A 25,500-nucleotide genomic window follows, 5' to 3' on the forward strand; every position below is an offset into this window, starting at 1 on the left:
CGCTCAGGAAGTTGAAAATCTCATCGCTCAACTGGTCCCATAGCTGATGGGTCAGGCAAGGCTGCCCGCCCCGACAGTTCTCGCGGCCGCTGCAGCGGGTGAACTCCACCCACTCGTCGACCGCACAGATGATGTCGGCGATGGAAATCTCGTTGGCCGGCCGCCCGAGATAGTAGCCGCCGCCGGGCCCGCGCACGCCGCGCACCAACTGTTTGTGGCGAAGGGCCGCAAAGAGCTGCTCCAGATAGGAGAGCGAAATCCCTTGAGTGACGGAAATATCCGCCAGGGTCACCGGACCCTCACCACCCTGCAGGGCCAGATCAAGCATGGCGGTGACCGCGTATCTACCTTTAGTCGAAAGTCTCATCGTTGTTTACCTGTCAGGTGTGGGTTCAGCCCCGGGGGGCGGGGCGGGGAGCGACTCTGAGTAAAGTAGTCAACGAAATCCGAATTTCAATGCCCCGCAAGTGTAAATCAACTCATCAGCCCGATCACCGGCCCTAACGCGACCGGAACGGGGTGCCGACGATGCCTGCCTGGTAAGGACAGGCGCGAAAAAAGGCCGACTGGTCCGGATGACCGGCGTAGACCCAGGGCCGCAACCGGTGGGCCGCGGCAAACTCCACCGCCCGGCCCAACAGTTGCCGCCCGAGCCCCAACCGCCGCCATGCCGGGTCCACAAAGACGCTCAGATGCGCGTTGCGGGGGCTGTCCGTGAACGGCGCAAACCAGCGTGCCAGGCTCCAGCCGACGATCTCATCCCCGTCCCAGGCGAGGAAGCACTGGACATAATCGGGGTGCTCCCGCAGGACTGCAAGCATGTGGGACTGCTTGTCTCCCGTGGTCAGCTCGCGCAATCGTCTCGCGTCGGACAGCCCGATGCCCCGCAGCGGCCTGGACTCAAATCGGATGGCGGACTGATCGGTCATGAATGTCCGGCCGGGGTTGCTGGCGGTCGAGCCCTACTTCGCCCACATATTTTGCCATAGTTTGCGGCAAAGTGCCTAAATTGCCGCATCCGCCGTGAGGACAGCTCGACAGTGCGCCGGGGACGCAGGCGCCCGCTCCGAGCCGCGCCAGCGGGTCCTGGCGGTAGAAGGCCTGCAGCTGCACGTAGACCGCTGGATACGCGTCGTGCAGCAGCCCCGGGATCTCGAAGAAGGCCTCGCTCGCCACCGCGAAAAATTCCCCTGGGGACTCGGCACCGTAGGGATCGAGCGGGGTCTCCTCCCCCGCGTCCACCCGCCGCCCCAGGTCCGCGAAGGCGGCGGACCAGTCCCGCGACCAAGCCTCACTCGACATGTCGCCATGCAGCGGGGGGCAACCATTGGCGCCGCCGTTGCGCATGTCAAGCTTGTGTGCGAGTTCATGCACCACGACGTTGTAACCGTCCAGTTCGCACCCCGCCACCACATCCGCCCAGGACAGGATCACCGGCCCCCGCTCCCAAGCCTCCCCGCCCTTGACCCGATCGTCCACCCGCACCATGCCGTCGGCGTCCGTATATTCGTGGCCTGGAATGAACGCGTCCGGGTAGAGGATCACCGCGTACCAGCCGCGGTACCAGTCGAGCCCCAGCTCCAGAATCGGCAGGCAGGCTTGCAAGGCGATGGTGAGGCGCATCGCGGCGGTCAGCACCAGCCCCTGCACCGGCTCAATCCGCTTGTCGCGCAGAAACAGCAAGGCCAGATCAATCAGGCGGGCAGACTGGTCCGGGTTGAGCCCGGCGAGCAGCGGAAGCGCCCCCCAGGCCGCCGCCCAGTCGGCCGGAGCGTAGCACTGCCGCTCCCGTGCCAGGGTCCGCAACCGCCACCAGTCACTCAGGCGACCCATTTTCTTGTCTCTTGCTCATTGTTTCTCGGGTTAATTGCCCAAGACAGCCGCTGACGAAAAGCGCCTGACGAAAAACCGAAAACGATTCGATATATCATCTACCAACCATGCAGCATACGCTACTCGCCCTGTCCGTCCTCGTCCTCGCCGCGCTCTTGGCGTGGCTCCTGTGGTTGCTGCCGCCGGCCCCAGCGCCGACGGGCCAGGCCCACCCGGCCCTGGCGCTCGCCGTAGCGCCCACCGGTGGTGACTTCCGGCTCGACTCCGCCGCCGGGACGCTTGACCTTGCGCAGCTACGCGGCAAGGTCGTGCTGATCTACTTCGGCTACACTTGGTGCGCGGACATCTGTCCCACCAATCTGGCCTTCATCGCCGCCGCACTCAAGGGCCTGAGCCCCGCGGAACTCGCCCGGGTCCAGGTTTTGTTCATCAGCGTCGACCCGGCGCGTGACGACCCCGGCCGTTTGGCCACTTACGCGGCCTATTTCCACCCCAACATCCGCGGCGTCACCGGCACCCCCGAGCAAATCGCGGCGGCCGCGCGGCGCTATGGGGCGGCCTACCAGCGCGTCGACCAGCCGGCCTCGGCCGGGGGCTATCTGGTCGACCACTCAGCCGCCACTTATCTGGTCGATCCGCAGGGCCGTCTGATGCAGACCCTGGACCACGCCACCCACCCCGACACGATCGCCGCCGCCATCCGTCACCTGCTCGGCGGCGGTTAGCCCCCGTCGCCGCCCACCCACCCGAGAGGAGCACACTGCCATGTCCAACACCCCCGTGCGTTCAGTGCTTGCCGCCGGCCTGTTCGCCCTGGCCGGCGCCGCGTGGGCCGCCGCCCCCGTCGCCGTCAGCGACCCCTATGCCCGCGCGGTCCCGCCCGGCCAGCCTAACAGCGCCGTGTTCATGACCCTGACCAACCAGTCAGACCAGGCCCGCGCCTTGGTCGCGGCCACCAGCCCGGCGGCGAAGACAGTCGAATTACACACGCACGTGAACGACGGCGGCGTGATGCGCATGCGCCGTATCGAGCGCATCGACATTCCTGCCGGCGGCAGCGCGCAACTGAAGCCGGGCGGCCTGCATGTGATGCTGATCGGGCTCACCGGCGACCTGACGCCCGGCGGTCAGGTGGCGCTCGCGCTCACCTTCGACGACGGCAGCGAGATCCAGGTGCAGGCGCCGGTGCGCACGATCGAGGCCCCACGCGCGGCCCATTGACCCGGTCAGGGCGCCGCCCGCGGCGGCGGCGGGGCGATGCTGGATGCGCTACGCCTATCCACCTTTTCGTTGTCGTTGTCGTCATCGGACAACGACAACGACAACGACAACGACAACGACAACGACAACGACAACGACAACGACAGGGAGTCGGGTGGACAAGGCGCGGCGCACGATGCTGGGCACCGGCCACGCGCGCCACCGCCGCGCTAAATTGAGCGATCTCGTCAAATTTGGAATTGCTGGAAGTGACCCCCGCGGGGCCTTTTTTGCGCGGATAAATTGACCTGCATGAATGCTCTCTGATATACATCCGCAGTTTTTCGACCCTCAGATGATCGCGCCCGGGCGCGGTCGCGAACAACCTAGGCGGGCATTGGAAATGACGAACAACTGGCTCAAGACGATTTCGGCGGTAGTACTGGTAGCGGGCGGAGTGTCAGGCACGGTCGCGGCGAACACCGCCACGGCGACGGCAACGGCGCCGGTCGGCAACGCCAAGGCGGGCGAGGAGAAAGCGGGCACGATCTGCATCGCCTGTCACGGCCCGCTGGGCAACAGCGTCAACCCGGTGTGGCCCAAGCTGGCAGGCCAACAGTCCGCGTACATCTATAAGCAATTGATGGACTTCAGGTCTGGGGCCCGCCAGAACGTCCTGATGTCGACGCAGGCCGCCGCACTCAGCGATCAAGAAGTGCTCGACGTGACGGCCTATTTCTCCCAACAAAAGCAGAGCGGCGGCGCCGCCGATCCCACCCTGGCCGCGCAGGGCGAGCGCCTCTACCGGGGTGGCAATCCCGAGTCCGGCGTCCCGGCCTGTGGCGGCTGCCACGGACCGGCCGGCCTGGGTGCTGGGCTGGCCAAGTTCCCCCGCATCTCCGGCCAGCACGCCGACTATGTCGCGCAGACCCTGGGCATGTTCCGCAGCGGTACCCGGGCCAACGACCCCAATGGGATGATGCGCGGGGTCGCCGCCCGCCTGACGGACCAGGAGATCGCCGCGGTGTCACAGTACGTGCAGGGACTGGGCCAATAGCCCGGATTGAGCCCCCGACGCGGCGACCAGGCAGCCCCGGGGCTGCCTGGTCATGGTCCGTCGGCGCTTACCTCGGGTGGGGACCGTGTTAGTTTGCGACCGCAACCATCCACCGCCGATTCCGCCACGGGCGCCGGCCGCCATGCAGCACCTCAAACTGCTGAGCTACAACGTCCAGGGTGGGATCTTTTCCCGCAAGTACAGCGACTATGTAACCAACAGTTGGAAGCATGTACTGCCCCACCCGGAGCGGCTGGTCAACCTGACCCGGATCGCCCAACTGATCCAGCAGTTCGACGTGGTCGGTGTCCAGGAGGTGGATGCCGGCAGCCTGCGCAGCGCCAATGTCGACCAGATCCAATATCTGGCCCGCCAGGCCGCGTTCCCCTATTGGTATCGTCAGGTCAACCGCGACCTGGGGCCCTTCGCCCAGCACAGTAACGGCCTGCTGAGCCGGCTGCGGCCGGGTGCGGTGACCGAACACAAGCTCCCCGGGCTGCCTGGACGCGGCGCCGTGGTGGCGGAGTTTCCGCTCGCCGACGGCGGCCGGCTTGCCATCGGCATTGTCCATCTGGCCCTGGGCTGGCGAGCCCGCAAGCGCCAACTGGACTACCTGGCCGGACTGGCGGAGACACATCCACTCCTGGTGTTGATGGGCGATTTCAACTGTGGCAGCGATTCGCGCAGCCTGCGTGCCATGGTCAGACGCACCGGGATGCAGGGGCTCGACCGGACCCTGAAGACCTTCCCGAGTTGGCGACCGCGCCACAGCCTGGACCACATCCTGGTTTCCGCACCCTTGCGCATCCTGAGCGCCCATGTGATCGACTATCCACTCTCCGACCACCTACCGCTCAGCATGACCCTGGGACTGCCGGCGGGACGGCGCTTCGCGGAACCGGCGCAGTTGCGCGGACAGGCGTTCACCGGCTGACAGTGACGCTGGGTCAAGACGACTCCCCCGCCTCGAAACCGCGCAGCCGCAGGCTGTTGGTGACGACGAACAGGCTGGAGACGCTCATGGCCGCAGCCGCGATCATGGGATTCAACAGCCACCCGGTCAGCGGATAGAAGACCCCGGCGGCCAGTGGGATGAGGGCCACGTTATAGGCATAGGCCCAGAAGAAATTGAGCCGAATGGTACGCAGCGTCCGGCGCGCGAGCGCAATCGCCGCGGCGACGGCCGTCAGGTCGCCGGTCATCAGGACTACCTCGCCCGCCGCCACCGCGATCTCGGTCCCGGTACCCATGGCGATGCCGACGTCCGCCGCAGCGAGCGCCGGGGCGTCGTTGATCCCATCGCCGACGAAGGCCACCCGCTGACCCGCCGCCTGCAAGCGCCGCACCTCGGCGGCCTTGTCGGCCGGCAGCACCTCGGCCACCAGCCGCGCGATCCCCACCTGCCGGGCGACCGCCTCGGCGGTGCGCCGACCGTCCCCGGTCAGCATCGTCACGGTGAGCCCCAGTCCTTGCAGGCGCTCGACCGCCGCCCGGCTGCCCGGCTTGATGGGGTCCGCCACCGCCAGCACCGCCAGCAGCTGCCCATCGGCCGCGAGATAGACCGGCGACTTCCCATCCGCCGCCAGGCGCGCCGCCGGCTCATCCGCCGCAGCGAGTGATACCCCCAGTCGATCCATGAAGCGGGCGGCACCGATGGCGACCCGCCGACCCTCGATCAGCGCCTGGATGCCAAACCCGGGCACGGCCTCAAGCTCGGTGGCCGCCGCCAGCGCGAGCCCACGCCCCCGCGCGGCCGTCACGATGGCGGCGCCGATCGGGTGCTCACTGTGTTGCTCGCCGGCGGCGGCCAGTGCCAGCGCCTCGTCATTCCGGCAGCCAAAGGCGTGCAGATCGGTCAGCGCCGGCCGCCCCTCGGTGAGGGTCCCGGTCTTGTCCAACACCACCTGGTCCACCCGCGCCAGGGTCTCCAGGGCGGCGCCGCGCCGGAACAGGATGCCCAGGGCCGCGCCGCGCCCGGTACCAACCAGGATGGCCGTCGGGGTGGCGAGCCCCATGGCGCACGGACAGGCGATCAGCAGCACCGACACCGCGGCCACAAAGGCAAAGCTCAACGCGGGCGCCGGACCCAGCCACAGCCAGCCCAGGAAGGTGACCAGGGCCGCCGCCATGACCAGCGGGACGAAGACCGCCGCGACGCGGTCGGCCACGCGCTGGATCGGCAGCTTGCCGGCCTGGGCGTCCTCCACCAGGCGCACGATCTGCGCCAGCACCATGTCCGCCCCCACGCGGGTGGCGCGGTAGCGAAAGGCCCCGGTCTGATTGACCGTAGCGCCCACCACCGTGTCCCCGGGCCCCTTGCGCACCGGCAGCGGCTCGCCGCTGATCATCGACTCATCGACATGGCTGCCGCCCTCGGTGACCGTCCCATCCACCGGGATGCGCTCACCGGGCCGCACCGCGATCAGCTCACCGGGCAGCACCGCCGCCGCCGCCACCTCCACCTCACCCTCCGGACGCACCACCCGTGCCCGCTGCGGTTGCAGGCGCACTAGGCGGCGGATCGCATCCGAGGTCCGGCCCTTCGCCAGGGCCTCCAGATAGCGCCCCAGCAGGATCAGGGTGACGATCACCGCCGCCGCCTCGAAATAGAGGTTGGCGGTGCCCGCCGGGAAGCGGCCGGGGAGCGTCAGCGCGGCGACCGAGTAGAGATAGGCGGCGGCGCTGCCGATCATCACCAGGCTGTTCATCCCGGGTGCCAAGTGGCGCAGCTCCGCCCAGCCGGAGCGTAGAAAGCGCCGCCCCGCCCACAGCAGGACCGGGGTGGTCAGCAGGCACTGGACCCAACCCCAGATCGGCCCGGACAAGGACAGGCCGTGGCCCATGCCGCCCAGTCCGTGCAGGAGCATCGGCCCCATGCTTATCAGCAACAACGGCAGGGTGAAGACGGCGGCAAAGAGCAGGTCGCGCCGCAGCCCGGCGAGCGCCTGCGCCTGCCGCGCCTGGGTCTGGTCCTCGCGGGCCTCCGCTGCCGCCTCCTGTGGGCGCGAAGCCGCTGAGGGCTCCGGCTCAGGCTCCGGCACCACCGCCGCATACCCCGCCTTGCGGATCGCCTCGGCGATGCGCTCCGGGCTCACCAGGTCCGGCAGATACTGGACATCCGCCGCCTCGGTGCTCAGATTGACGGAGGCTGCCGTCACCCCCGGCAGGGCCGCGATGACCCGCTCCACCCGCCCCACGCAGGAGGCGCAGGTCATGCCAGTCACGCCGATTCGGATCGTTTGGGTCATTTGGGTGTCCTGCGGGGATGGCGATCCAGGAGCCTCAGGACTCGGCCGCAACGCTGACTCAGGGCCGGTCAGTAAAGGCCGGCCAAGGCGGCCCGGCGCCTTGCCGACCAGTTCGGCTTAAACGGCAACGCCGACTTGTGAACGATGATCCGCAGCTTGGCGTCGTCGCCCCGCTTGAACAAGAAGAACTTGTCAACGACGGTCTCGTTGCCCTTGGCGTCGGTGATGAAGACGTTCCCCATCGTGGCGGCAAAGTCCCCGTCGATCAACACGCCCGCGTCGCCCCCGGCATTCGTGTAGCGGCAACTGACCCAGGGCTTGAGGGCAAACCCGTCATCGTTGGGATATTTGGGATTGCCGCCGATGAAATAGGCCGCGGCGCCTTCTTTGTCCAAGCGGAACGTCTGGTCGCCGAAGGCCAGCGTGGGACGGAACAGCACGGTGCCCTTGTCATAATTGTACTGATTGCTCAGCACCGCGCCGGCCACCGTCTTGTAATCGCCTCCGGCCGCGTAGGTTTTGGCAATATTGACCAGGGAGTCGCACCACGCCTGCTGGGCGTCGTTGACTTGCTGCAGCGACAGCGGTGTCGCTCCGGCCAGCACGGCGGCCGGGGCGACGAGGGCGGCAAGTACCAAGGATGTCAGCTGCTTGTTCATCATAGGCTCCAGTGTGTCGGATTGGTCTACGGTCTGCTTTGGCTGGCAGTGGGCGGTTCGGGTTAGCGTACCCCGACCCGCAGACTGCGGTGCCATTTTACTCCTGCTTGGTGGTTCCGGGCTGTTGTACCGTCGGGGCTTGGTGATCGCCCCGGACACTTTGATGCGGTCCTCGGTCCGCACGGCGGACCCGCCTCCCCCCGGAGGGCCGCGATAACCCGCGCCACCAGCCCCACGCAGGGGGCGCAGGTCATGCCAGCCACGCCGATTCGGATCTGTTGAGTCATCTGGGAGGCGGCAAGTATAGTCCGTAGGATGGGTAGAGCGCAGCGAAACCCATCCTCCCACATGCCACGCCTCACCCCTCCTCCAAATCCAAGGCCGCCAGGTCTGGGTCCCCACCCCAATCCTGCGCATATACCCCCAGCCGCACATACCGATGAAACGACGAATAGGGCCAATCCTTCACCCGACTGACATAGCGATGCTTCACCGGGTTGTAGTGAATGTAATCGAACCGGGTGGCATAACCCCGGTCGTCGCGGATGGTATGCTCCCAGAATCGCCGTTGCCAGATCCCGCGCTCGCCTTTGCGGCGGCGGCTCGCGGACACCCGCTCCCCCGCGGGCAGGGCACGCGAGAAGGCCGACTTGATCTGGCGCCAACGCAGGCTGTAATCGCAATCGCTGGCCGGCAGCGACCAGAGGCAATGCAGATGGGCGGGCAAGACCACGATCGCCTCGATCGTGAAGGGATGAGCGGCGAGCACCTCGCGGAAGGCCGAACGCAGGTCCGCGATCTGGTCGGTGAGCAGGGTGGCGGCGCGGTCTTGCAGCCGCAGGGTGAAGAAATACGTACCGCCGGGGACGCGGCAACGACGGTAGTCGGTCATCGGTTTCGCCTCGGGGTGGGAGATGGGTTTCGCTGCGCTCTACCCATCCTACAACGACGCAGCCCGGGGGGGCGGGTGATGGGTTTCGCTGCGCTCTACCCATCCTACGACGACGCAGCCTGGTAGCCCCGTAGGATGGGTAGAGCGCAGCGAAACCCATCGGATGCAATTGAGGGCAAGGAAAGAAAGAAAAAGGGAAAAAGCCATAAAGGTCAAAGGTCCTGGGCCAGACGCATGCCTTCTTCTTTTTTGGGGACGACAAGGGCGCCAACGTAATCGACGCGGAGCCACGCGCGCGTTAGCCACGCGTCGTCGCCCCAGGAACCGCCGCGCAACATCCGACCAGCGGTAGCCTCATGATTGCCTGAGCATGTGTTCTCACTGTCGGCAGTGCGCTCTTGGTCTGCCGAGCAAGTCCACTCCCTCACATTCCCGCTCATATCATAAAGACCCAAACCATTCGCCTGTTTGGCGCCGACCGGATGACTCTTCCTCCCGGAGTTATCCCCATACCAGGCCAGTGCGCCCAGATCGTCCCCGCCGCAGTAGCACTGGTCCTTTCCGCCGCTACGGCAGGCGTACTCCCACTCGGCCTCGTTCGGTAGCCGGTAGGTCAGTCCGGTCTGCGCATTGAGCTTGGCAATGAACGCCTGGATGTCGTCGAAGCTGACCTGTTCCACCGGGCAGTCGTCACCGCAATACTGAGAAAAGGCAGGATTGCTGCCCATGACCTGCCGCCACTGCCATTGGGTCACCTCGTACTTGGCCAGCTTGAAGCCCTTGACGCAGACCTTGTGGACGGGCCTTTCGTTGTCTCCTCCGTCACCGAAGACATCGCCCATGCGGAAACAGCCGCCCTTGATGGTGACGAACTCGCCACTGAGCCGCTCCGCCCACTGCGCCCGCGCTGGCCGCTCTTCCTCATAGCGCCGCAGCTGCGCCTGCCGCTTCTCTTCCGCGGCCAACCGCTGCCGCTCGGCAAAGGCCGCGGTGGGCCGCTTGGTCAGCGTCGCCTCGATCTTGGTGATCTCACCGTCGGTCAATACGATCTCTTTGGCATAGACCCATTCGCTGTCGGCATCGATACCCTGTTGGATGCCCAGGGTATACCGGCCGGCCGGGGGCGTGAATTTCCCCGGGCAGGTGCCGAGCGGGCTGCCGTTCAGCGTGACCTGGGCGCCGCTGATGTCGCACCGGACCATGAGCCCACTCGCCGCCCTGGCCGACCGACCGTCGGCCAGGGCAAGGGGCAGCAGGGTACCCAAGACCGTAAGGCTACGCCGCATGGGACCTCCTGCCGGGCCGGGGCCGGCACTCAATGTTGGCGAGAAGACTGAATCGTCCGATCGAAGATACGATTCACGTTGTTCTGGATCTGCACCCGGCTTTGCTGCGCCTCTTATCTGGCCTGATACGCCGGCCCATAGCGGTCCTGGGGCATCGCGGACGGTACGCCGCCGGAGACTGGGCTGGGGCCGGCGCTTGAGTAGCGTCCGCCGCTACCGGACGCGGCCTGACGGGCGACCGCCTGGCGCTCCTCCTGCCGGGCGGCCGCTTGGCGTTCTTCCTCCTGCTTGACCGCCGCCTGCGCAACCTGAGCGACATAAGCACGGACTTGATTATAGTGGCCCTCGTCGGCCGGACCCTGGGTCAGGCCATGGGCCGTTTTGAGACTGGCCACGGCACAGTCCCAATCGTGTTTGTCGACACAGGTCCGCGCGGCAGCCAATTGTGCCTGCAGCTGCGTCCGCCGTTGCTCGGCAAGCTCCGCGGCTTGGTTGTAACGGTCCATCCGCTCCTGAACGTCGCCGCGGGTGCGGGTGTAGCGGTCCTGCTCGGCCGAACCCTGGGTCAGTTCCCTGGCCCGCGCGAGGCTGGAGCGGGCGCAATCGAACTCGTCGCGGGCGGTGCAGTCCGCGGCGGCGGTGAGTTGCGCCTCCAGGTCCGCCCGCCGTGCCCGTTCCTGCTCGGCGAGCCGCAGGGCCTGCGCGTGGCGGTCGCGTTGTTGTTGCACAAACCCGCGGGCGGCGGCGATGCGGCCCTGGTCGGCGCCGGTCTGGGACAGAGCCGCGGCCTTGGCGAGGCCGGCCGCGGAGCAGTCGAACTGGTCCTTCTCAGCACAGGTCTTGGCTAAGTCCAACTGCTCCTCCATATCCATACGATCAGTCAGCTCCATCTGTTCCATGAGGTCCATCTTCTGCATCAGTTCCGCGGGCGCGGCCCCACCTTCGGCCTGGACCGCGGCGCTGGCCAACGCGAGGAGGATGGCCGCCGTGGCCGCGACCTTACCCGGATTGCCGTTCATGGACACACACCGTTTGGGAATAACCGCTTTGGGGGCCGTAGAATACGCCAGTTCAGCGGATTGGGAAACGGTGGGCGAGCGGTTCGCGGCCGATCTGTGGGCTGGGTAGAAGGCAGGATGGGTTTCGCTGCGCTCTACCCATCCTACGGGACCCATGGGCACGGTCCATTGGAATGACAGAATGATGCGCAAGAAGTGGATTTGGACCCTCGTCATCGGCGCCCCCGCACTCGCCGGCGGCCTGTTCTGGTGGCGCGCGGGCCCGCTCACCGTCGCCGTCGTGACGCCCACCCGCGGCCCGGCCGTGGAGGCGATCTATGCCACCGGCACCGTGGAACCCACGGTGATGCTGCCGATCGCCCCGCGCCAGGGCGGGAAACTGGCACAGATCACGGTCGATGAAGGTACCCTGGTCAAGAAAGGACAGATATTGGCCCAGCTCGATGACGCGGATTTAGACAATACCGTGGACGAACTGGAGTCGCGCCTGCGCTTGGCCCGGCTCAATCTACAACGCAAGGAAGACCTGGCCAGCCGTAACGGGCTGGCCAAGGCCGATCTGGATCAGGCCCGCACCGACCTGGAAATGGCCGAGTCGGGCCTCAAGCGCGCGACCGCGCTGCGCGGCTTCATGACGCTCACGGCCCCGGCCGACGGGCTGATTCTGCGCCGTGATGGGGAGGTCGGCCAGTTCATCCCGGCCGGCCAGACCGTGTTCTGGTTCTCCTGCTGCGCGCCGCTGCGGGTCACGGCCGAGGTGGACGAGGAGGACATCCCGCGGGTGCGGGTGGGACAGGCGGCGGTGCTGCATGCCGACGCCCTGCCCAGCGCCGTGTTCGACGGCATGGTCGGCGAGATCACCCCCAAGGGCGACCCGGTCGCTCGCAGCTTTCGGGTGCGCATCCGGATCAAAGACCCGGCGCGCCTGCAGGTGGGCATGACGGTGGATGCCAACCTCATCGTCACCGAGCGGGCCGACGCCCTGCTGGTACCCTCGGGCGCACTCCAAAACGGCGCACTCTGGGTCCTGGCGGACGGGCGACTGCACCGCCAAGGCGTGCGCACCGGGGTGACGGGCGCCGTGCGCACCGAGGTCCTGGAGGGGCTGGCGCCCGATGCCCAGATCGTCGCCACGCCCACCGAAGAACTGCACGAGGGCGCCGCCGCCCGGCCCCGCCCGCCCGCCGCTGCGGTCGCGCCCTGATGTTGATCCAACGATGCTGATCCAGATCCAAGTCGCACTCACGCATCTGACCGGGCGCCGGCGCCAGACGCTGGTGTCACTCACCGGGGTGGTGCTCGGGGTCGCCTTCTTTCTGGCGGTGTCGTCCATGATGCGCGGCTCGGAGAAGGACTTCATCAAGCGGCTCGTGGATAACAGCCCCCATATTACGGTCTCCGACGACTATCGCCGCCCCCGCACCCAGCCGGCGGAGTTGCGCTGGGCGGATGGGGCGGTGCGGGTCAGCAACGTCAAGCCGCAGACCGAGACGCGCGGCATCCGCGGCTATCGCGAGCGGCTGGCTTTTGTGGAGTCGCTGCCGGCGTTGCGGGTGGCGCCGCTCTTGATCGGCTCGGCGGTACTCACCTTTGCCGGCCGCGAGCAGGGCGTGACCCTGTCCGGCATCGTGCCGAAGGTGATGAAAACGATCTCCACGCTCCCGGAAAAGATGATCAAGGGTTCGATCGATGCACTCGAAGGTGATCCGAATGGGATCATCATCGGCACCGGACTAGCCGAAAAATTTAATCTGACGCTCGGCCGTAACCTGAGCGTGGTGGCCGCGAGCGGCGGCAGTCGCGCCATGAAGGTGGTCGGCATCTTCCGTACCGGCAATGCCCTCTATGATGAGAACCAGACCTTTACCCTGCTCAAGCGCTCGCAGGTCTTGTTCGACCGTTCCAACCGGGTCAATCGCTTGCTAATTCAACTCGATGCCCCCTATGCCGCCCGCGATGTCGCCCGCCAGATCGAGGCGGTAATCGGCTACAAGGCGGTCTCCTGGGTGGAGGCGTCCGAGGATATCCTGAGCCTGCTCATCGTGCGCAACATCATCATGTACAGCGTGGTGTCGGCGATCCTCATCGTCGCCTCGTTCGGCATCTACAATACACTTTCGACCATCGTTCTGGAGAAGACCCGCGACATCGCCATCTTGAAATCGATCGGCTTTCATGCCCGTGATATCCGGCTCATCTTCCTCTTTGAGGGAGTCATCATCGGCGTGATCGGCAGCGTCTTCGGCCTGGCCTTAGGGGCCGCGATCATGCGGATGCTGTCGATCGTCCAATTGAAGCCGCCGGGCGTCTCGGAGAAGGTCTTTCTGCCGATCTGGTGGGGACCGGAACAATTCGCCCTGGCCACCGCCTTTGCCATGGCGTCCTGTATCCTGGCCGCCTATCTCCCGGCGCGGCGCGCGGGGAGCGTACACCCGGTGGAGATCCTGCGGGGCGCCGCATGACGACCATACTGCGCGCTGAGAACATCACGCGCACGCTCCCGGGCGAGGTCGCGGTGACGCTGGTGCAGGATATCAGTCTCAGCATCGAGCGGGGCGAGTTCATCTGCATCATGGGGCCCTCGGGGTCCGGCAAGTCCTCGTTGCTCTATTTGCTGGGTCTGCTCGACGTCCCCACCTCCGGGCGGGTCTGGCTCGACGGCGAGGATACCTCGGTCTACCACGAGGATGAACTCGCCAACCGACGACTTGAGAAACTCGGATTCGTTTTCCAGTTTCATTTCCTCCTAGCCGAATTCTCGGTGCTCGATAACGTCACGCTGCCGATCCGACGGCTCAACCGGCTCACCGAGACCGCTACCCGCTTGCGGGGCATGGAACTATTGGATCGATTCGGCGTCGCCGATCAGGGCACCAAGCATCCGCATCAACTCTCCGGCGGTCAGCGCCAGCGGGTCGCCATCGCCCGCGCACTCGCCAATGACCCGCTGGTGATACTGGCCGATGAGCCGACCGGCAATCTTGATTCGGTCGCGGGCGCAACCGTGCGTCAGATCCTGCGCGACCTGGCGCACGCCATGGGCAAGACGGTGGTGGCCGTGACCCACGACAGCGCCTTCGCCGCCGCCGCCGACCGGCGTATCGGGATCGTCGATGGCCGGCTCGATGCCGACTGGCGGCCGACGTAGGGGCGGGTCTAAGACCCGCCCCTACTACTATGAGCACAGCGCAGCGAGACGATGCACACCAACAGGAATAGCGGAGCAATAGATCATGCCATTTGATTCACTGATCGCCGGGCTCGCCCGCGTGCCCTTGACCTGGGGCCTTGATGGGTTGGCGCTGCTACTCCTGATCTGTTATCAGCTGTATCTGAGTCGCGTCTTTCACCGTCAGCCGCAACGCACCCACCGCGGCCGCTCCGACCGGCTGCGCCGCGCCTGGGTCGAGACCATCCGCGCCGGCGGCAAGGACATCCTGGCGGTCCAGACGTTGCGCAATTGGGTGATGTCCGCGACCCTGTTTGCCTCGACCTGCGTCCTGCTCGGCCTGGGCTTCATCGGCGTCGCCTTTCGGGAACTCGATCTAGCCGATTTGTCGCAGGCACTGAGTTGGGCGCCGACCGGCGCCGGACTGGTGCGGGCCAAGCTGCTGCTGCTGGCGGCCATCTTCTTCAGCGGCTTTATGCACTTCGTACTGGCGCTGCGCTATTACAACCACACCGGCTTCCTCATCAATCTGCCGGCGGACTATTTCAACGGCCTGGCCGTCGACCCCGTCGCCGCGACACTCAATCGCGCCGGTGGTCACTATAACCGGGGCACCCGGGTCTTTCTGCTGGCCATCCCCTTCATACTCTGGCTGATCGGACCGGACTGGTTCTTGGGCGGGGTAACGATCGCGCTGGTACTGCTCTACCGCTTCGATCTTCAAGACGACCCCGACCTGATACAGGCAGCCATGACCGCCCCCACCCGAGCCAACACCGCAGAAGGCGTCACGGCAGCGCACGCGCTACCGGCCGCGGAGGTCATCACCGCGCTGAAGAGTCACGCAGACGGTCTCAGCACCGCCGAGGCGGCCAAGCGGTTGGCGGCGGTGGGACCCAATCGGCTCCCAACGCCGCCGCAGGACGGACCGCTTAAGCGCTTCCTGCGGCAATTCAATGACAGCCTGATCTATGTACTGCTAGGCGGCGCGGTGGTTACGGCGCTGATGGAACACTGGGTCGACACCTGGGTGATCGTGGCGGTGACGGTTATCAATGCGCTCATCGGCTTCATCCAGGAGGGCAAGGCCGAGCAGGCCCTGGCGGGCATCCGCAAGATGCTCGCCGCGCGCGCCCATTGCCGCCGCGACGGCCAGTGGCTGGAGGTCGACGCGGCCGATCTCGTGCCGGGGGACTGCGTGCGGTTGCGCCCCGGCGACCGGGTCCCGGCCGATCTGCGGCTACTCAAGGCGGCCAGTCTGCGCATTGACGAGTCCGCACTCACCGGCGAGTCGGTGCCCGCCGACAAGGACAGCGAGGCGGTGGAGGCGGCGGCGGGGATCGGCGATCGGCACGGCATGGCCTACGCCGGCACCCTGGTCGCCGGCGGCACCGGGTTGGGGGTGGTCACCGGCACCGGGGCGACAACCGAGTTGGGACGGATCAATCGGCTGATCGCGGAAGTGGAACCCCTGGCCACCCCGCTGACCCGGCAGATGGCCGCCTTCGGCCGGGTGCTGTCGTTGGTGATCCTCGCCATGGCGGTCGGGATGTTCCTGATCGGCTGGCAGTTACACGACTTCCCGGTCGGCGAGCTGGTGATGGCCGCCATCGGCTTTGCCGTCGCCGCCATCCCGGAGGGGCTGCCGGCGGTCCTGACCATCACGCTGGCGCTCGGCGTGCAGCAGATGGCGCGGCGCAATGCCATCACGCGCCGCCTCCCCGCGGTGGAGACCCTGGGCTCGGTCACCGTGATCTGCACCGACAAGACCGGCACCCTCACCCGCAACGAGATGACGGCGCGCGAGGTCGTCACCCGCGCCGGCCAATACGCGGCGGCCGGCATCGGTTATGCCCCGGACGGCGAGGTGACCCGCGACGGGAGCCGCGTCGAACTGGCGCAGGCCGCGGATCTCAAGGACCTGATCGCGGTCATGGCCCGCTGTAACGATGCCGAGATCGTCCAGAAGGATGGCCACTGGCAGCTGGTCGGTGAGCCGACGGAGGGCGCGCTGCGCACCCTGGCACGCAAGCTCGGATTCTCCCGGGGGGACGCCAAGCGACTGGCGGTCATCCCCTTCGACTCGCAACACAAGTTCATGGCCACCCTCCAAGAGGTCCCGGGAGCCGGGGTGCAACGGCTGATGAAGGGCGCACCCGGCGCCTTGCTGGAACGCTGCACCACCCAACGGGCGGCCGACGGGCGCGACGAGCCGCTCGATCGCGACTTCTGGGTCGGGCAGATCGACACGCTCAGCGCCCAGGGGCTGCGCGTGCTGGCCGCCGCCGTGGGTACCGCACCGCCGGGTCAGACCGAGCTGGACCCGGCGGACCTGACGGGATTGAAGTTCCTGGGCCTGGTCGGCATCGTCGACCCGCCGCGCCCGGAGGCGATCGTCGCCATCGCCGCCTTCCGGGCCGCCGGCATCCGCGTGAAGATGATCACCGGCGACCATGCCGGCACCGCCGGCGCAATCGGCCGGGAGATGGGCATCACCGCCGACGAGCGCGCGGTCACCGGGGCCGAACTGGAGGCCGCAAGCGACGAGGAACTGCGCCGTATCGTCGGGGAGTACGACGTCTTCGCCCGCACCAGCCCGGAGCACAAGCTGCGGCTGGTCCAGGCGCTCCAAGCCAATGGCGAGGTGGTCGCCATGACCGGCGACGGGGTCAACGACGCCCCCGCGCTCAAGCGTGCCGACGTGGGCGTCGCCATGGGCATCAAGGGCACCGAGGCGACCAAAGAGGCGGCGGCGATCGTGCTGACCGACGACAACTTCGCCACCATCGAGCGCGCCGTGGAGCAGGGTCGCGCCATCTATGACAACCTCCAGAAATCGATCCTGTTCCTGCTGCCGACCAACGGCGCCCAAGCGCTGGTCATCCTGGTGGCGGTCGTGTTCGGCTTCACCCTCCCGCTCACCCCGGTGCAGATCCTCTGGGTCAACATGGTGGTCGCGGTGACCCTGGCGCTTGCGCTCGCCTTCGAGCCCGCCGAGCCGGGGGTGATGCAGCGGCCCCCCCGCCGGCCGGATGCGCCCATCCTCGGCGGCTGGTTCGTCTCGCGCATCGTGCTCGTCTCGCTCTTGATCGGAGCGGCCACCATCGCCGTCTTCCTCTACGAGCAAGGCCAAGGCCAGCGGCTCGCCGCCGCCCAGACCATGGCGGTCAACACCCTGGTGCTGGGGCAGGTGTTCTTCCTCATCAACTGCCGTTTTCTCTATGCCTCAAGCCTGAACCCACGCCGCTGGTTCACCAACCCCGTCGCCTGGGTCACGGTCGCGGTGCTCATGACGCTGCAACTTCTGTTCGTCTATGTGCCCTTCATGAACCGCTGGTTCCACACTACCCCAGTGACCGCCCATGATTGGCTGTTGCCGCTCGGCGTCGGGGTCGGGGTCTTCCTGGTGGTCGAGTTGGAGAAGGCGCTGCTGCGGTGGTTCAAGCGGGCATGATAGGCCCCTATCGGAGAGGTCCCGGCCGCGATGAGGCAGCCGGGATGACCCGGCCAATGACCATCACCACCCTGAGATAGCCGCTCGGCGGGTCCCTGTCCGACGGGGCGACCCCGCCAGGATGCGTCAGCAAATCAAATTTGCCCCGCTATACTTCTTGAGGCGCTTCACCATCCTCAAGCTTCCGCGGCACTGAAAGCGATCCAGGGACCGGGCGCTTGGGGTCACGGGATTTCCCGGAAATTTGCGCAGTTCTGCGCCAACCCCGCGCGAACCCGACCGGCGCCAAACTCTCTACTACGTCGCTCCCCGGAACCGACGGAGACATATCATGTTTTTGATTCCACAACAGATATCAACCAGACACTGGAACATCATCCGGCCCTATGCGTTGTTGATTGCGATCCTCTGCCAGGTGAGTCCAGTGGCAGCTGAGCAATCACAAAGTTTCGTGTGGGTGGCGGACACCAGATCCGATAACAACACCGATCCCGTCCAAACAAGTATTCTTACCCCCATCGTGAACAGCATCCTCGCGCTGGACCCGGCCCCCCAGGTCGTGATCTTCGGCGGCGACGGCGCCTACCGGGGCGGCACCAAGAATCTGACGATATTTCAATCCGTGTTCACCGATCGGCTGACCGCCGCCGGCATCCCCTCGGCCTTTGTCGTTGGCAACCACGAGCTCTACACCTTTGGCAATAAGGACCCAGATCCCCTGGCACGGCAAACGGAGTTCCAGGGCATGTTTAACGGCAGCTGGACGCAGAACGGCCCGTCCGGCTTTACCAACTTGGCCTTCTCATTCACTATCGGCAATTCACTCTTCATCGTTGCCGACAGTTATTACGCCCCAGCGAATGGCGATCCACCCGTTTATGGTATCAATCCCGCCCAACAGGCATGGATCGCCGGCCTGCTGCAAAATGATACGGCGTCTCATACCTTTATGCTGAGCCACATCCCGGCATTCTCACCCTGGCAACCTTCGCCGGATAACGATATGAAGGATACCTGGCAGACGATCACCACCGCCGGCGCTGCCAACAACACCAATGCCTCAATCCTGTTTGCCGGGCATCAGCACCTGTATTACCGGACGCTGCATGACGGAACCTATCAAGTACTGGCCGGATCGGGTGGTGCCCCACTGGGATGTGAGGCCGAGGAGTATTGCGGCGGCGCCACGGGACCAGGCCCGGTGGAGCTGGGCGATGTCTTTTGGCAGCGTCACAACTATGCCGTGGTTTCGATCAACGGCAGATACATCAATGTCAATGTATTTGATGAGCTGAATAATACGCTGGATGCCTTCCAATTTTTCGACAATTCGGGGGTACATGACAGCTTCATCAACAACACGACGCCCATCAACGACCCGCGGCCGGCAGGGATTTTGGCGAGCAGCCGAAATACCCTAATCAATAGCGCCAGCATGAGCCTGATCGCCACCGGAATCGACGCGGTGAGCAATAACGTCATTGTCAATGCCGGTAGCATTCTGCCGGCGGCCGGCGGCAACGGCATCCATGTCTATGACAACAACAGCATCACCAACACCGTGGCCGGTAGAATCACCGGGAACTCGACCGCTCTTTGGGGAATACGCGTCAATACCGGAAACACAGTCATCAATGATGGGATAGTAGCTGTCGCCGGAACCAACAGCATCGCCTTCCTGGCCCAAGGCGATAACAACAGCCTCACCAATAACGGCACACTCAGCGCATCCGGACCAGGCGCCTACGCGGCGCGGTTTATGGGCACGGGAAATGCGTTCGTCAATTCCGGCACCCTGTCGGGGAGTCTCTGGTTCGCCGGCGGTAACAATGCCTTCACCAACAACGGCATTTTCACCGGTACCGGCGGCCTCTATAATAATGGTGGGATATTGAGCCTGCGCGGCCCGGCATCCTATACCGGCGGCACCTATCTGAATGGTGGCATCATCAACGTTGCACAGGACGCCAGCCTGGGCGCCCCGCTTGGCAGCTTGATCTTTGGCGGAGGAACCCTGCAGCTGTCGGGGAATACCACATCAGCCAGAAACGCGATCCTCAATACCGGCGGCGGCACCTTCGATACCAATGGCAACACACTGGCACTGTCCGGCGTGATCGCCGGCCCCGGAGCGCTCACCAAGGTGGGCGCTGGAACCTTGCAACTCACCGGCACCAATACCTATACCGGCGGCACCTATCTGAATGGCGGCATCATCAATGTCACCCAGGACGTCAGCCTGGGCGCCCCGCTTGGCAGCTTGATCTTTGGCGGAGGAACCCTGCAGCTGTCGGGGAACGCCACCTCAGCCAGGAGCGCGATCCTCAATACCGGCGGGACCTTCGACACCAATGGCAACTCGCTGACACTGTCCGGTGTGATCGCCGGCCCCGGAGCGCTAACCAAGGTGGGCGCTGGAACCCTGCAATTGACCGGCACCAATACCTATACCGGCGGCACCTATCTGAATGGCGGCATTATCAATGTCTCGCAGGATGCCGGCCTGGGGGCCTCGCTTGGCGGCTTGATCTTTGGCGGGGGAACCCTGCAGCTGTCGGGGAACACCAACTCAGCCAGAAACGCCATCATCAATGCCGGCGGCGGCACCTTCGATACCAACGGCAACACGCTGATGCTGTCCGGCGTGATCGCCGGCCCCGGGGGCCTCACCAAGATGGGCGCTGGAACCCTGCAATTGACCGGCGCCGGCACTTATAGCGGCCCAACCTATGTCAACGCCGGCACACTGTCGGTGAATGGCAGCCTGCTGAGCAGTATCGTCGTTGCACTCGGCGGAACCCTGCGCGGCACCGGCGTCCTTCAGGGCCTGACCGCGGTCAGTGGCACCCTGGCCCCCGGTAACTCGCCTGGCACACTCACCACGACTGCCGGGGTCACGATGAACCCCGTGAGTCTCTATCAGGAAGACATCGATGGCACAGGCACCGGCAATGGCGCGGGCAACTACTCCCGATTGCTGCTGACCGGCTCGGGGAGCCAGTTCCTGGCCGCGGGGACCCTGCAGCCAATCTTGCGTGGCATCGCGGGGAATGCCGCCAACAACTTCACCCCCGCCCTTGGCGATACCTTTAACATCATTACCGCGGCCGGCGGTATTCAGGGCCGCTTCAACTCCGTCATCCAGCCGGCAGCGGGGCTGGCCCCTGATACCCAACTGGATGTTTTCTACAACGCCTATGGCAATCCCCGCATCGACCTGATCGCCACCCCGAGTTCTTATGCCCGTTATGCCGGCGTCATGGGGGCGAATGCCAACGCCCAAGCGGCCGGCGCGGCCCTGGACAGCCTGCGCGCGCTGGATTATGCTGCCAGCTATACCCAACGGGAAGTCGATTTACGCTATGCGGTGGCCGGGCTGCCAGCCAACCAGGTCCCGGGCATGCTGAGCGCGCTGGCGGGCGAGGTGCATGGCACTATGGCGGCGGCGCAACCCGCTGCGGCGCGTTGGTTGTTGGACACCGTGTCACGCCACCTCAGTACCGCGCCCGACCATCAGGGCTCGAGACCGATCTGGGGAATCACTCCCTGGGTCGAGCTCAACACCAGCCAAGGACGCGCCCAAGGCGGCCGGTACAGCGCCGATTACTCGGCCCAGCGCTCGCACTTTGCGGTCGGTGCCGATCTGCTGTCCAGTCAGACCTATCGGCTCGGGCTCGGCGCGAGCTATACGGACAGCAAAGTGTCACCGGATCTCGGTTCGGGACGTATTCAGGAGACCGCGCCTTTTCTTTATGGCCAATACCTACTGGCGGCGCCGCGCCCCATCATCATAGACGGCGTCTTGGCCTATGGTTTCAGCAACTGGAACACCAGCCGCAGCGACCCTTTGGGGCTCGCACCCTCACTAAAGGCCAGCGCCAACGGGCGTGGTCTATCCCTGGGCCTGAGCGTGCGCTCGCCCTTCGCGCTCGGCGCCATTAGCCTCGAACCCTTCATGCGCGTCCAATGGCAGGAATCGCAGCGCGATGCGATGACCGAAGGGCTGGCCAGCCCGGCGGGGCTCGACCTGCCGGGTTACCGCCAGACCGGCACCCGGGTCATGGTCGGCGCCACTTTCGGCCCGGCCAGCAGCGCGGCCCCAGCCGCACGGATCTCCTATCGCGCCAGCCTGGCGATCGGGGAGGACTTCGGCAATCTGGCCCGGCCCCAAGTGTCGGCCGCACTGGCCGGCATGCCTTTTACGATCGACTCACCCCACGTCGGCCGCACCTTCGGGCAGCTTGATCTGAGCGCCAGCTATCGCCTGATGAAAAATGCCTCTGTCTATCTTGGGCTGATCGGCGAGGCCCGCGACAAGATGCTGGACGGCGGGATCAATGTGGGCGTCACTATCCAGCTCTGAGACATCCAGTACGCCCTCGCGCCCCGGGCGGTTGCAGGAAGCGCGGACGGCGCGAAACACCGTCGGAGCCGCCTCGGGCCGCGACGACGTGGCCACCGGGGCACGAGCTCCCGCGTCACCACTCGCTGCCAGTCGTGCCCGCCCTTGGATCAGGCAAGGCTTTACTGTAACTTAGCGCCCATCCACCAGCGCCCCCAACGATGGACCAACTGCCCACCGCCAAGACCATCACGCTGACCTTTCGCATCGCACCGGACCTGAAGGCACTGCGCGCGGCCGCCTCCGCGAGCGCCGCTCAATCGCCAACAGTGTCGCGCTTCGAGGAAGAAGGATCTGGGCGCCGCGTAGCCCCGACCAGCGGGCGCGATTCACGACCCGATGGTCACGCCCGAAGCACCGCGCCTGCGCCAACCCCATCGTGCGCAAGGCCGCCGTGACGGTGCGCCGCCCCTGGGTCAGCAACGTCCCCATCAACCGCACCTGCGCGTTGGCCCAGGTCGGCGTCGCAAATGGGGGGGCAAAGGGCAGCAGAATCGTTACAATCGCAGTCGGCAGCGGCGGCAAAGGTGGTCACGTCTGGTGTTTTAGTCGGCTTCAGACGATACCGCCTGCCGTTCGCTGCCGCCAACTCTACGTTGACCCTACGCTCTCGCGCCGGACACTTAACCCGGCCATGCACGGGAGTTTCCCTCAGGCTGAAAATGGCCAAAGTCGAGTTTGATATCTCGCCAAAACGATATAGAGAAAATGGGGTTCCGCTAGTGAGAACCGTTCAAATAAAATCCTACTTATTGTCAAAGGATTCACTGGTATATATGAAGCCAAGGATCATGAAGAGCGTTTTCGACAGACTGAGCTGACCGCTGGCGACCTCGTTTTCACAAGAGTTGGCGCAGGCATTGGAGATGTAGCCGTACTGCCTTCCGATTTTGAAAAATACAACTTCAGCCAGAATGTCGCGGGCGCTTCAGTAAAAAGACACAAAATTGACGGCTACTATCTTCTCGCATATCTCGCATCAAAATGGGGCCGTCAACAATTGCTTCGGTACATGATGCCGTCTGGTCAAAGCAAGCTTAAGCTTCGGGACATCAAAAGACTTAGGGTCGTTCGACTTGGAGAGGCTGAAGCATCTCTTAGCGACTTGGTTCGCGAAGCGCAGAGATTGGCTCGCCACAGTGAGCATCAATTTCGACTAGCCAATAAGCTCCTTGAATCCGAGCTTGGCCTGGACAAACTGACATTCCAGAAGCCGGCGGGCCACACCGCTCTTTTCAGCGACATAATGGCAAATGGCCGCTTTGATGGAGACTATTTTCAGCCACAATATCATGCAATTCGCTCTTTAATTGAAAATTACTATGGCGGTAGCGAGCCCCTATTAACCGGCTGCGATTCCCTCAAACCAAACATCGACCCATCCACAAGACCCAAGAAGCTCTTTAACTATATTGGGCTATCGAACGTCAATTAGTCTCTTGGGATAATTGAAGGCACTACAATTGGCCGGGGCGATGAACTGCCCTCCCGCGCACGCCGGCAAGCAAGAGCCGGAGATGTGATCGCATCAGCTGTGGTCGGCAGCATTGACAAGGCAGCCACCATCGCATACGAACAGGCTGGACTCATCGCGTCAACTGGATTCTTTCAACTCCGCCCACGCATCATGTCGACTGAGTATCTGCTAGTTCTGGTGAGGTCGCGTTGCGTACAGATGCAATTTCAACATCAGACAACAGGCGGAATTTTGAGCGCCGTCCCTGATAGCCGCTTGAAGCATGTTCAGGTACCAAACCTACCAGAAGCGATCAGAGAGAAGATATCGGAATTTGTTATACACTCGCACGATGCCGAGCGGGAGTCAGTCAGACTGGTCGAACAAGCGAAGACGCGCGTCGAGCAACTCATTGAAGAGGCGGCACGCGGATGAACCAGAAGGTCCCCGACAGTCCCGAGCAGCCCGCCAAGGGCCAGTTCCTGGTCTATGAGGCCGAGGACGGACGCGTCAAGATTGACGTCCGGCTAGCGGATGAGACCGTCTGGCTCTCCCAGCGGCAGCTGTCGGACCTTTTCCAAAAGAATGTGCGCACGATCAGCGAGCATATCCAGAATGTCTACGATGAGCGCGAGTTGGAGCCGGAGGCAACTATCCGGAAATTCCGGATAGTTCAAAAAATGAAGTGGCGCGGGATGTGGCCCGGATGGTCGACCACTATAACCTCGACGAATTGCAGGGTACCCTGGAGGGCTGCTCGACCCAGATCGGGCGCAAGACCGAGCAGTTGCACCTGGTCGAGGAGGATAGTCTGGCACTCGCCAAACGGATTCGTGACATCGAGCTGGAGATCGAGAAGCTCTATGAAAAGCACCATGTCTCCAAGGAGAAGGCAGACTTTATCGAGGAATGCGATACCATCGCGAGCGTGCTGAATCAATTCATGGTGCGGCTGCGCAAGAACAAGGTCCATCTGCTCCAGGAGAAGACCTTTGAGATGTACCGGCTGCTCTCCAGCCGCAGCGGCTTGATCATGGACCTCACGATCGATGACAGGACCTATGAGATCAAGATCACCGACCGCAACGGACATGCCATCCGCAGGTCAGGCCTCTCTGCCGGCGAAAAGGAGGTGTTCGCCGTGTCGCTCCGATGGGGCTTGGCGCAATCGAGCGAGCTGAAGCTGCCGATCATCATCGATACACCGCTCTCCCGCCTGGACAGCACGCACCGCGACAATATCGTGAACAATTATTTTCCCAACGCGGGCGAGCAGGTGATCATTCTCTCGACTGACACCGAGGTCGACAGCAACTATTACCGCACGCTCAAGCCGCTCCTGAGCGGCGCCGCCAGTCTGGAGTTCGATCAGCGGCAGGAATTGACGACCGTGCGGCAAGGCTATTTCTGGGAGAAGGGTCATGGCTGATCGGCTCTATACGTTAAGCGAGGCCGATGAGGTATTGAGTGCGCTGCGCTTTGAAACCAAGCTGGAGAAGGCCACGCTGGCACGGATCGCCTTCACGCTCTCTTTGGTAAAGGACGGCGCGACGGTTGCGCCAAGCACGAGTTTCAGCGGCGGTGAGATGAAACGGCCCACCTTCTTCGGTGAAGACGAGGCCTTTATCCGCGCGCTGATTGCTCGTAAGCGTCCGGCGAACTACAGACTTGACGGCCCGGCCTGGAGGTCTTGCGGCTTCAGTGCCTGAGGCAGGAGCGCCGCGACGGCCGCCGGGGTGTCAGCCAGGGGCAGCCGCGCAAAGAGGAAGTTGAGGTAGGCGCGCGGCTCCAGTCCATTGGTCTTGGCCGATTCGATGAGTGAAGA

At 64.7% G+C, this 25,500-nt stretch carries 23 protein-coding genes; 14 read left to right on the forward strand and 9 right to left on the reverse strand.

Features of this window, described 5'->3' with window-relative positions; translation table 11 throughout:
- The 3 genes from QZY44_RS32810 to QZY44_RS32820 form a co-directional block, all read right to left on the reverse strand.
- On the reverse strand, nt 1-367 hold a 367-nt coding region (locus QZY44_RS32810), incomplete at its 3' end, for an Rrf2 family transcriptional regulator (protein ID WP_295457670.1).
- 133 nt (nt 368-500) lie between these two features.
- Complete coding sequence (locus QZY44_RS32815; RefSeq protein ID WP_295457673.1) at nt 501-929, reverse strand: GNAT family N-acetyltransferase; 429 nt, start codon at nt 927-929, stop codon at nt 501-503.
- Nucleotides 901-1,833 (reverse strand): M90 family metallopeptidase, encoded by a 933-nt coding sequence (locus QZY44_RS32820; RefSeq protein ID WP_295457676.1) that lies wholly within the window; start codon nt 1,831-1,833, stop codon nt 901-903. The genes QZY44_RS32815 and QZY44_RS32820 overlap by 29 nt, the downstream gene beginning before the upstream one ends.
- 107 nt (nt 1,834-1,940) lie before the next feature.
- On the opposite strand from QZY44_RS32820, the gene QZY44_RS32825 reads away from it, so the two are divergent.
- The 5 genes from QZY44_RS32825 to QZY44_RS32845 all read left to right on the forward strand — a co-directional run bounded on the left by QZY44_RS32825 (nt 1,941) and on the right by QZY44_RS32845 (nt 5,024).
- Nucleotides 1,941-2,558: an SCO family protein gene (locus QZY44_RS32825; RefSeq protein WP_295457679.1), complete on the forward strand. Its 618-nt coding sequence runs from the start codon at nt 1,941-1,943 to the stop codon at nt 2,556-2,558.
- Between the two features lie 40 nt (nt 2,559-2,598).
- On the forward strand, nt 2,599-3,054 hold the full coding sequence (locus QZY44_RS32830; protein WP_295457683.1) for a copper chaperone PCu(A)C: 456 nt from the start codon (nt 2,599-2,601) through the stop codon (nt 3,052-3,054).
- A gap of 36 nt (nt 3,055-3,090) precedes the next feature.
- Nucleotides 3,091-3,267, forward strand: a complete 177-nt coding sequence (locus QZY44_RS32835) for a hypothetical protein (protein WP_295457685.1) — start codon at nt 3,091-3,093, stop codon at nt 3,265-3,267.
- A gap of 169 nt (nt 3,268-3,436) precedes the next feature.
- A complete protein-coding gene (locus tag QZY44_RS32840; RefSeq protein ID WP_295457688.1) occupies nt 3,437-4,090 on the forward strand; it encodes a c-type cytochrome in 654 nt (217 codons plus the stop codon).
- A gap of 142 nt (nt 4,091-4,232) precedes the next feature.
- A complete protein-coding gene (locus QZY44_RS32845) occupies nt 4,233-5,024 on the forward strand; it encodes an endonuclease/exonuclease/phosphatase family protein (RefSeq protein ID WP_295457690.1) in 792 nt (263 codons plus the stop codon).
- Nucleotides 5,025-5,037: 13 nt separating this feature from the next.
- Here the strand turns inward: QZY44_RS32845 and QZY44_RS32850 are convergent, their stop codons facing one another.
- From QZY44_RS32850 to QZY44_RS32870, 5 genes are all read right to left on the reverse strand, one after another.
- A complete protein-coding gene (locus QZY44_RS32850) occupies nt 5,038-7,338 on the reverse strand; it encodes a heavy metal translocating P-type ATPase (RefSeq protein ID WP_295457692.1) in 2,301 nt (766 codons plus the stop codon).
- Between the two features lie 68 nt (nt 7,339-7,406).
- Nucleotides 7,407-7,997, reverse strand: coding sequence for a phosphoribosyl-AMP cyclohydrolase (locus QZY44_RS32855; protein WP_295457695.1), 591 nt, complete (start codon nt 7,995-7,997; stop codon nt 7,407-7,409).
- Nucleotides 7,998-8,355: 358 nt separating this feature from the next.
- The gene (locus QZY44_RS32860) at nt 8,356-8,889 is read right to left on the reverse strand and encodes a transposase (RefSeq protein ID WP_295457698.1); all 534 of its coding nucleotides are present in this window, start codon (nt 8,887-8,889) and stop codon (nt 8,356-8,358) included.
- A 212-nt stretch (nt 8,890-9,101) separates the two neighbouring features.
- Nucleotides 9,102-10,175, reverse strand: a complete 1,074-nt coding sequence (locus QZY44_RS32865) for an SUMF1/EgtB/PvdO family nonheme iron enzyme (protein WP_295457701.1) — start codon at nt 10,173-10,175, stop codon at nt 9,102-9,104.
- Between the two features lie 113 nt (nt 10,176-10,288).
- Complete coding sequence (locus QZY44_RS32870) at nt 10,289-11,194, reverse strand: hypothetical protein (RefSeq protein ID WP_295457704.1); 906 nt, start codon at nt 11,192-11,194, stop codon at nt 10,289-10,291.
- A gap of 181 nt (nt 11,195-11,375) precedes the next feature.
- On the opposite strand from QZY44_RS32870, the gene QZY44_RS32875 reads away from it, so the two are divergent.
- The 9 genes from QZY44_RS32875 (at nt 11,376) to QZY44_RS32915 (ending at nt 25,384) form a co-directional block, all read left to right on the forward strand.
- On the forward strand, nt 11,376-12,398 hold the full coding sequence (locus QZY44_RS32875) for an efflux RND transporter periplasmic adaptor subunit (RefSeq protein ID WP_295457707.1): 1,023 nt from the start codon (nt 11,376-11,378) through the stop codon (nt 12,396-12,398).
- 13 nt (nt 12,399-12,411) lie between these two features.
- A complete protein-coding gene (locus tag QZY44_RS32880) occupies nt 12,412-13,656 on the forward strand; it encodes an ABC transporter permease (RefSeq protein WP_295457709.1) in 1,245 nt (414 codons plus the stop codon).
- Nucleotides 13,653-14,342, forward strand: a complete 690-nt coding sequence (locus tag QZY44_RS32885) for an ABC transporter ATP-binding protein (RefSeq protein WP_295457711.1) — start codon at nt 13,653-13,655, stop codon at nt 14,340-14,342. Before QZY44_RS32880 ends, QZY44_RS32885 begins: the two co-directional genes overlap by 4 nt.
- Before the next feature lie 85 nt (nt 14,343-14,427).
- Nucleotides 14,428-17,817 carry an HAD-IC family P-type ATPase gene (locus tag QZY44_RS32890; protein WP_295457714.1) on the forward strand — a complete coding sequence of 1,130 codons (3,390 nt, stop codon included), beginning with the start codon at nt 14,428-14,430 and terminating at the stop codon, nt 17,815-17,817.
- A gap of 331 nt (nt 17,818-18,148) precedes the next feature.
- The gene (locus tag QZY44_RS32895) at nt 18,149-22,180 is read left to right on the forward strand and encodes an autotransporter domain-containing protein (RefSeq protein WP_295457717.1); all 4,032 of its coding nucleotides are present in this window, start codon (nt 18,149-18,151) and stop codon (nt 22,178-22,180) included.
- 1,051 nt (nt 22,181-23,231) lie between these two features.
- The gene (locus QZY44_RS32900) at nt 23,232-23,654 is read left to right on the forward strand and encodes a hypothetical protein (protein WP_295457720.1); all 423 of its coding nucleotides are present in this window, start codon (nt 23,232-23,234) and stop codon (nt 23,652-23,654) included.
- An 84-nt stretch (nt 23,655-23,738) separates the two neighbouring features.
- Entirely contained in the window at nt 23,739-24,110 is a 372-nt protein-coding gene (locus tag QZY44_RS32905) for a hypothetical protein (protein ID WP_295457723.1), read from the forward strand.
- A gap of 271 nt (nt 24,111-24,381) precedes the next feature.
- Nucleotides 24,382-25,104, forward strand: coding sequence for a hypothetical protein (locus QZY44_RS32910; RefSeq protein ID WP_295457727.1), 723 nt, complete (start codon nt 24,382-24,384; stop codon nt 25,102-25,104).
- Complete coding sequence (locus QZY44_RS32915; RefSeq protein WP_295457731.1) at nt 25,097-25,384, forward strand: DndE family protein; 288 nt, start codon at nt 25,097-25,099, stop codon at nt 25,382-25,384. The genes QZY44_RS32910 and QZY44_RS32915 overlap by 8 nt, the downstream gene beginning before the upstream one ends.
- Here the strand turns inward: QZY44_RS32915 and QZY44_RS32920 are convergent.
- Nucleotides 25,336-25,500 (reverse strand): transposase domain-containing protein (locus tag QZY44_RS32920; protein ID WP_295457734.1); only part of this gene is annotated, 165 nt, incomplete at its 5' end. The genes QZY44_RS32915 and QZY44_RS32920 overlap by 49 nt on opposite strands.

The sequence above is a fragment of the uncultured Thiodictyon sp. genome (assembly GCA_903837595.1).
GTDB lineage: Bacteria > Pseudomonadota > Gammaproteobacteria > Chromatiales > Chromatiaceae > Thiodictyon.

What these genes read in the sequence shown, in the direction of transcription:
- QZY44_RS32870 (WP_295457704.1), bottom strand. Translation starts at nt 11,194, where the DNA reads ATGAACGGCAATCCGGGTAAGGTCGCGGCCACGGCGGCCATCCTCCTC.
- QZY44_RS32855 (WP_295457695.1), bottom strand. Translation starts at nt 7,997, where the DNA reads ATGAACAAGCAGCTGACATCCTTGGTACTTGCCGCCCTCGTCGCCCCG.
- QZY44_RS32880 (WP_295457709.1), top strand. Translation starts at nt 12,412, where the DNA reads ATGCTGATCCAGATCCAAGTCGCACTCACGCATCTGACCGGGCGCCGG.
- QZY44_RS32895 (WP_295457717.1), top strand. Translation starts at nt 18,149, where the DNA reads ATGTTTTTGATTCCACAACAGATATCAACCAGACACTGGAACATCATC.
- QZY44_RS32910 (WP_295457727.1), top strand. Translation starts at nt 24,382, where the DNA reads ATGGTCGACCACTATAACCTCGACGAATTGCAGGGTACCCTGGAGGGC.
- QZY44_RS32845 (WP_295457690.1), top strand. Translation starts at nt 4,233, where the DNA reads ATGCAGCACCTCAAACTGCTGAGCTACAACGTCCAGGGTGGGATCTTT.
- QZY44_RS32840 (WP_295457688.1), top strand. Translation starts at nt 3,437, where the DNA reads ATGACGAACAACTGGCTCAAGACGATTTCGGCGGTAGTACTGGTAGCG.
- QZY44_RS32885 (WP_295457711.1), top strand. Translation starts at nt 13,653, where the DNA reads ATGACGACCATACTGCGCGCTGAGAACATCACGCGCACGCTCCCGGGC.
- QZY44_RS32835 (WP_295457685.1), top strand. Translation starts at nt 3,091, where the DNA reads ATGCTGGATGCGCTACGCCTATCCACCTTTTCGTTGTCGTTGTCGTCA.
- QZY44_RS32815 (WP_295457673.1), bottom strand. Translation starts at nt 929, where the DNA reads ATGACCGATCAGTCCGCCATCCGATTTGAGTCCAGGCCGCTGCGGGGC.
- QZY44_RS32875 (WP_295457707.1), top strand. Translation starts at nt 11,376, where the DNA reads ATGATGCGCAAGAAGTGGATTTGGACCCTCGTCATCGGCGCCCCCGCA.
- QZY44_RS32900 (WP_295457720.1), top strand. Translation starts at nt 23,232, where the DNA reads ATGATGCCGTCTGGTCAAAGCAAGCTTAAGCTTCGGGACATCAAAAGA.
- QZY44_RS32915 (WP_295457731.1), top strand. Translation starts at nt 25,097, where the DNA reads ATGGCTGATCGGCTCTATACGTTAAGCGAGGCCGATGAGGTATTGAGT.
- QZY44_RS32860 (WP_295457698.1), bottom strand. Translation starts at nt 8,889, where the DNA reads ATGACCGACTACCGTCGTTGCCGCGTCCCCGGCGGTACGTATTTCTTC.
- QZY44_RS32890 (WP_295457714.1), top strand. Translation starts at nt 14,428, where the DNA reads ATGCCATTTGATTCACTGATCGCCGGGCTCGCCCGCGTGCCCTTGACC.
- QZY44_RS32850 (WP_295457692.1), bottom strand. Translation starts at nt 7,338, where the DNA reads ATGACCCAAACGATCCGAATCGGCGTGACTGGCATGACCTGCGCCTCC.
- QZY44_RS32825 (WP_295457679.1), top strand. Translation starts at nt 1,941, where the DNA reads ATGCAGCATACGCTACTCGCCCTGTCCGTCCTCGTCCTCGCCGCGCTC.
- QZY44_RS32820 (WP_295457676.1), bottom strand. Translation starts at nt 1,833, where the DNA reads ATGGGTCGCCTGAGTGACTGGTGGCGGTTGCGGACCCTGGCACGGGAG.
- QZY44_RS32865 (WP_295457701.1), bottom strand. Translation starts at nt 10,175, where the DNA reads ATGCGGCGTAGCCTTACGGTCTTGGGTACCCTGCTGCCCCTTGCCCTG.
- QZY44_RS32830 (WP_295457683.1), top strand. Translation starts at nt 2,599, where the DNA reads ATGTCCAACACCCCCGTGCGTTCAGTGCTTGCCGCCGGCCTGTTCGCC.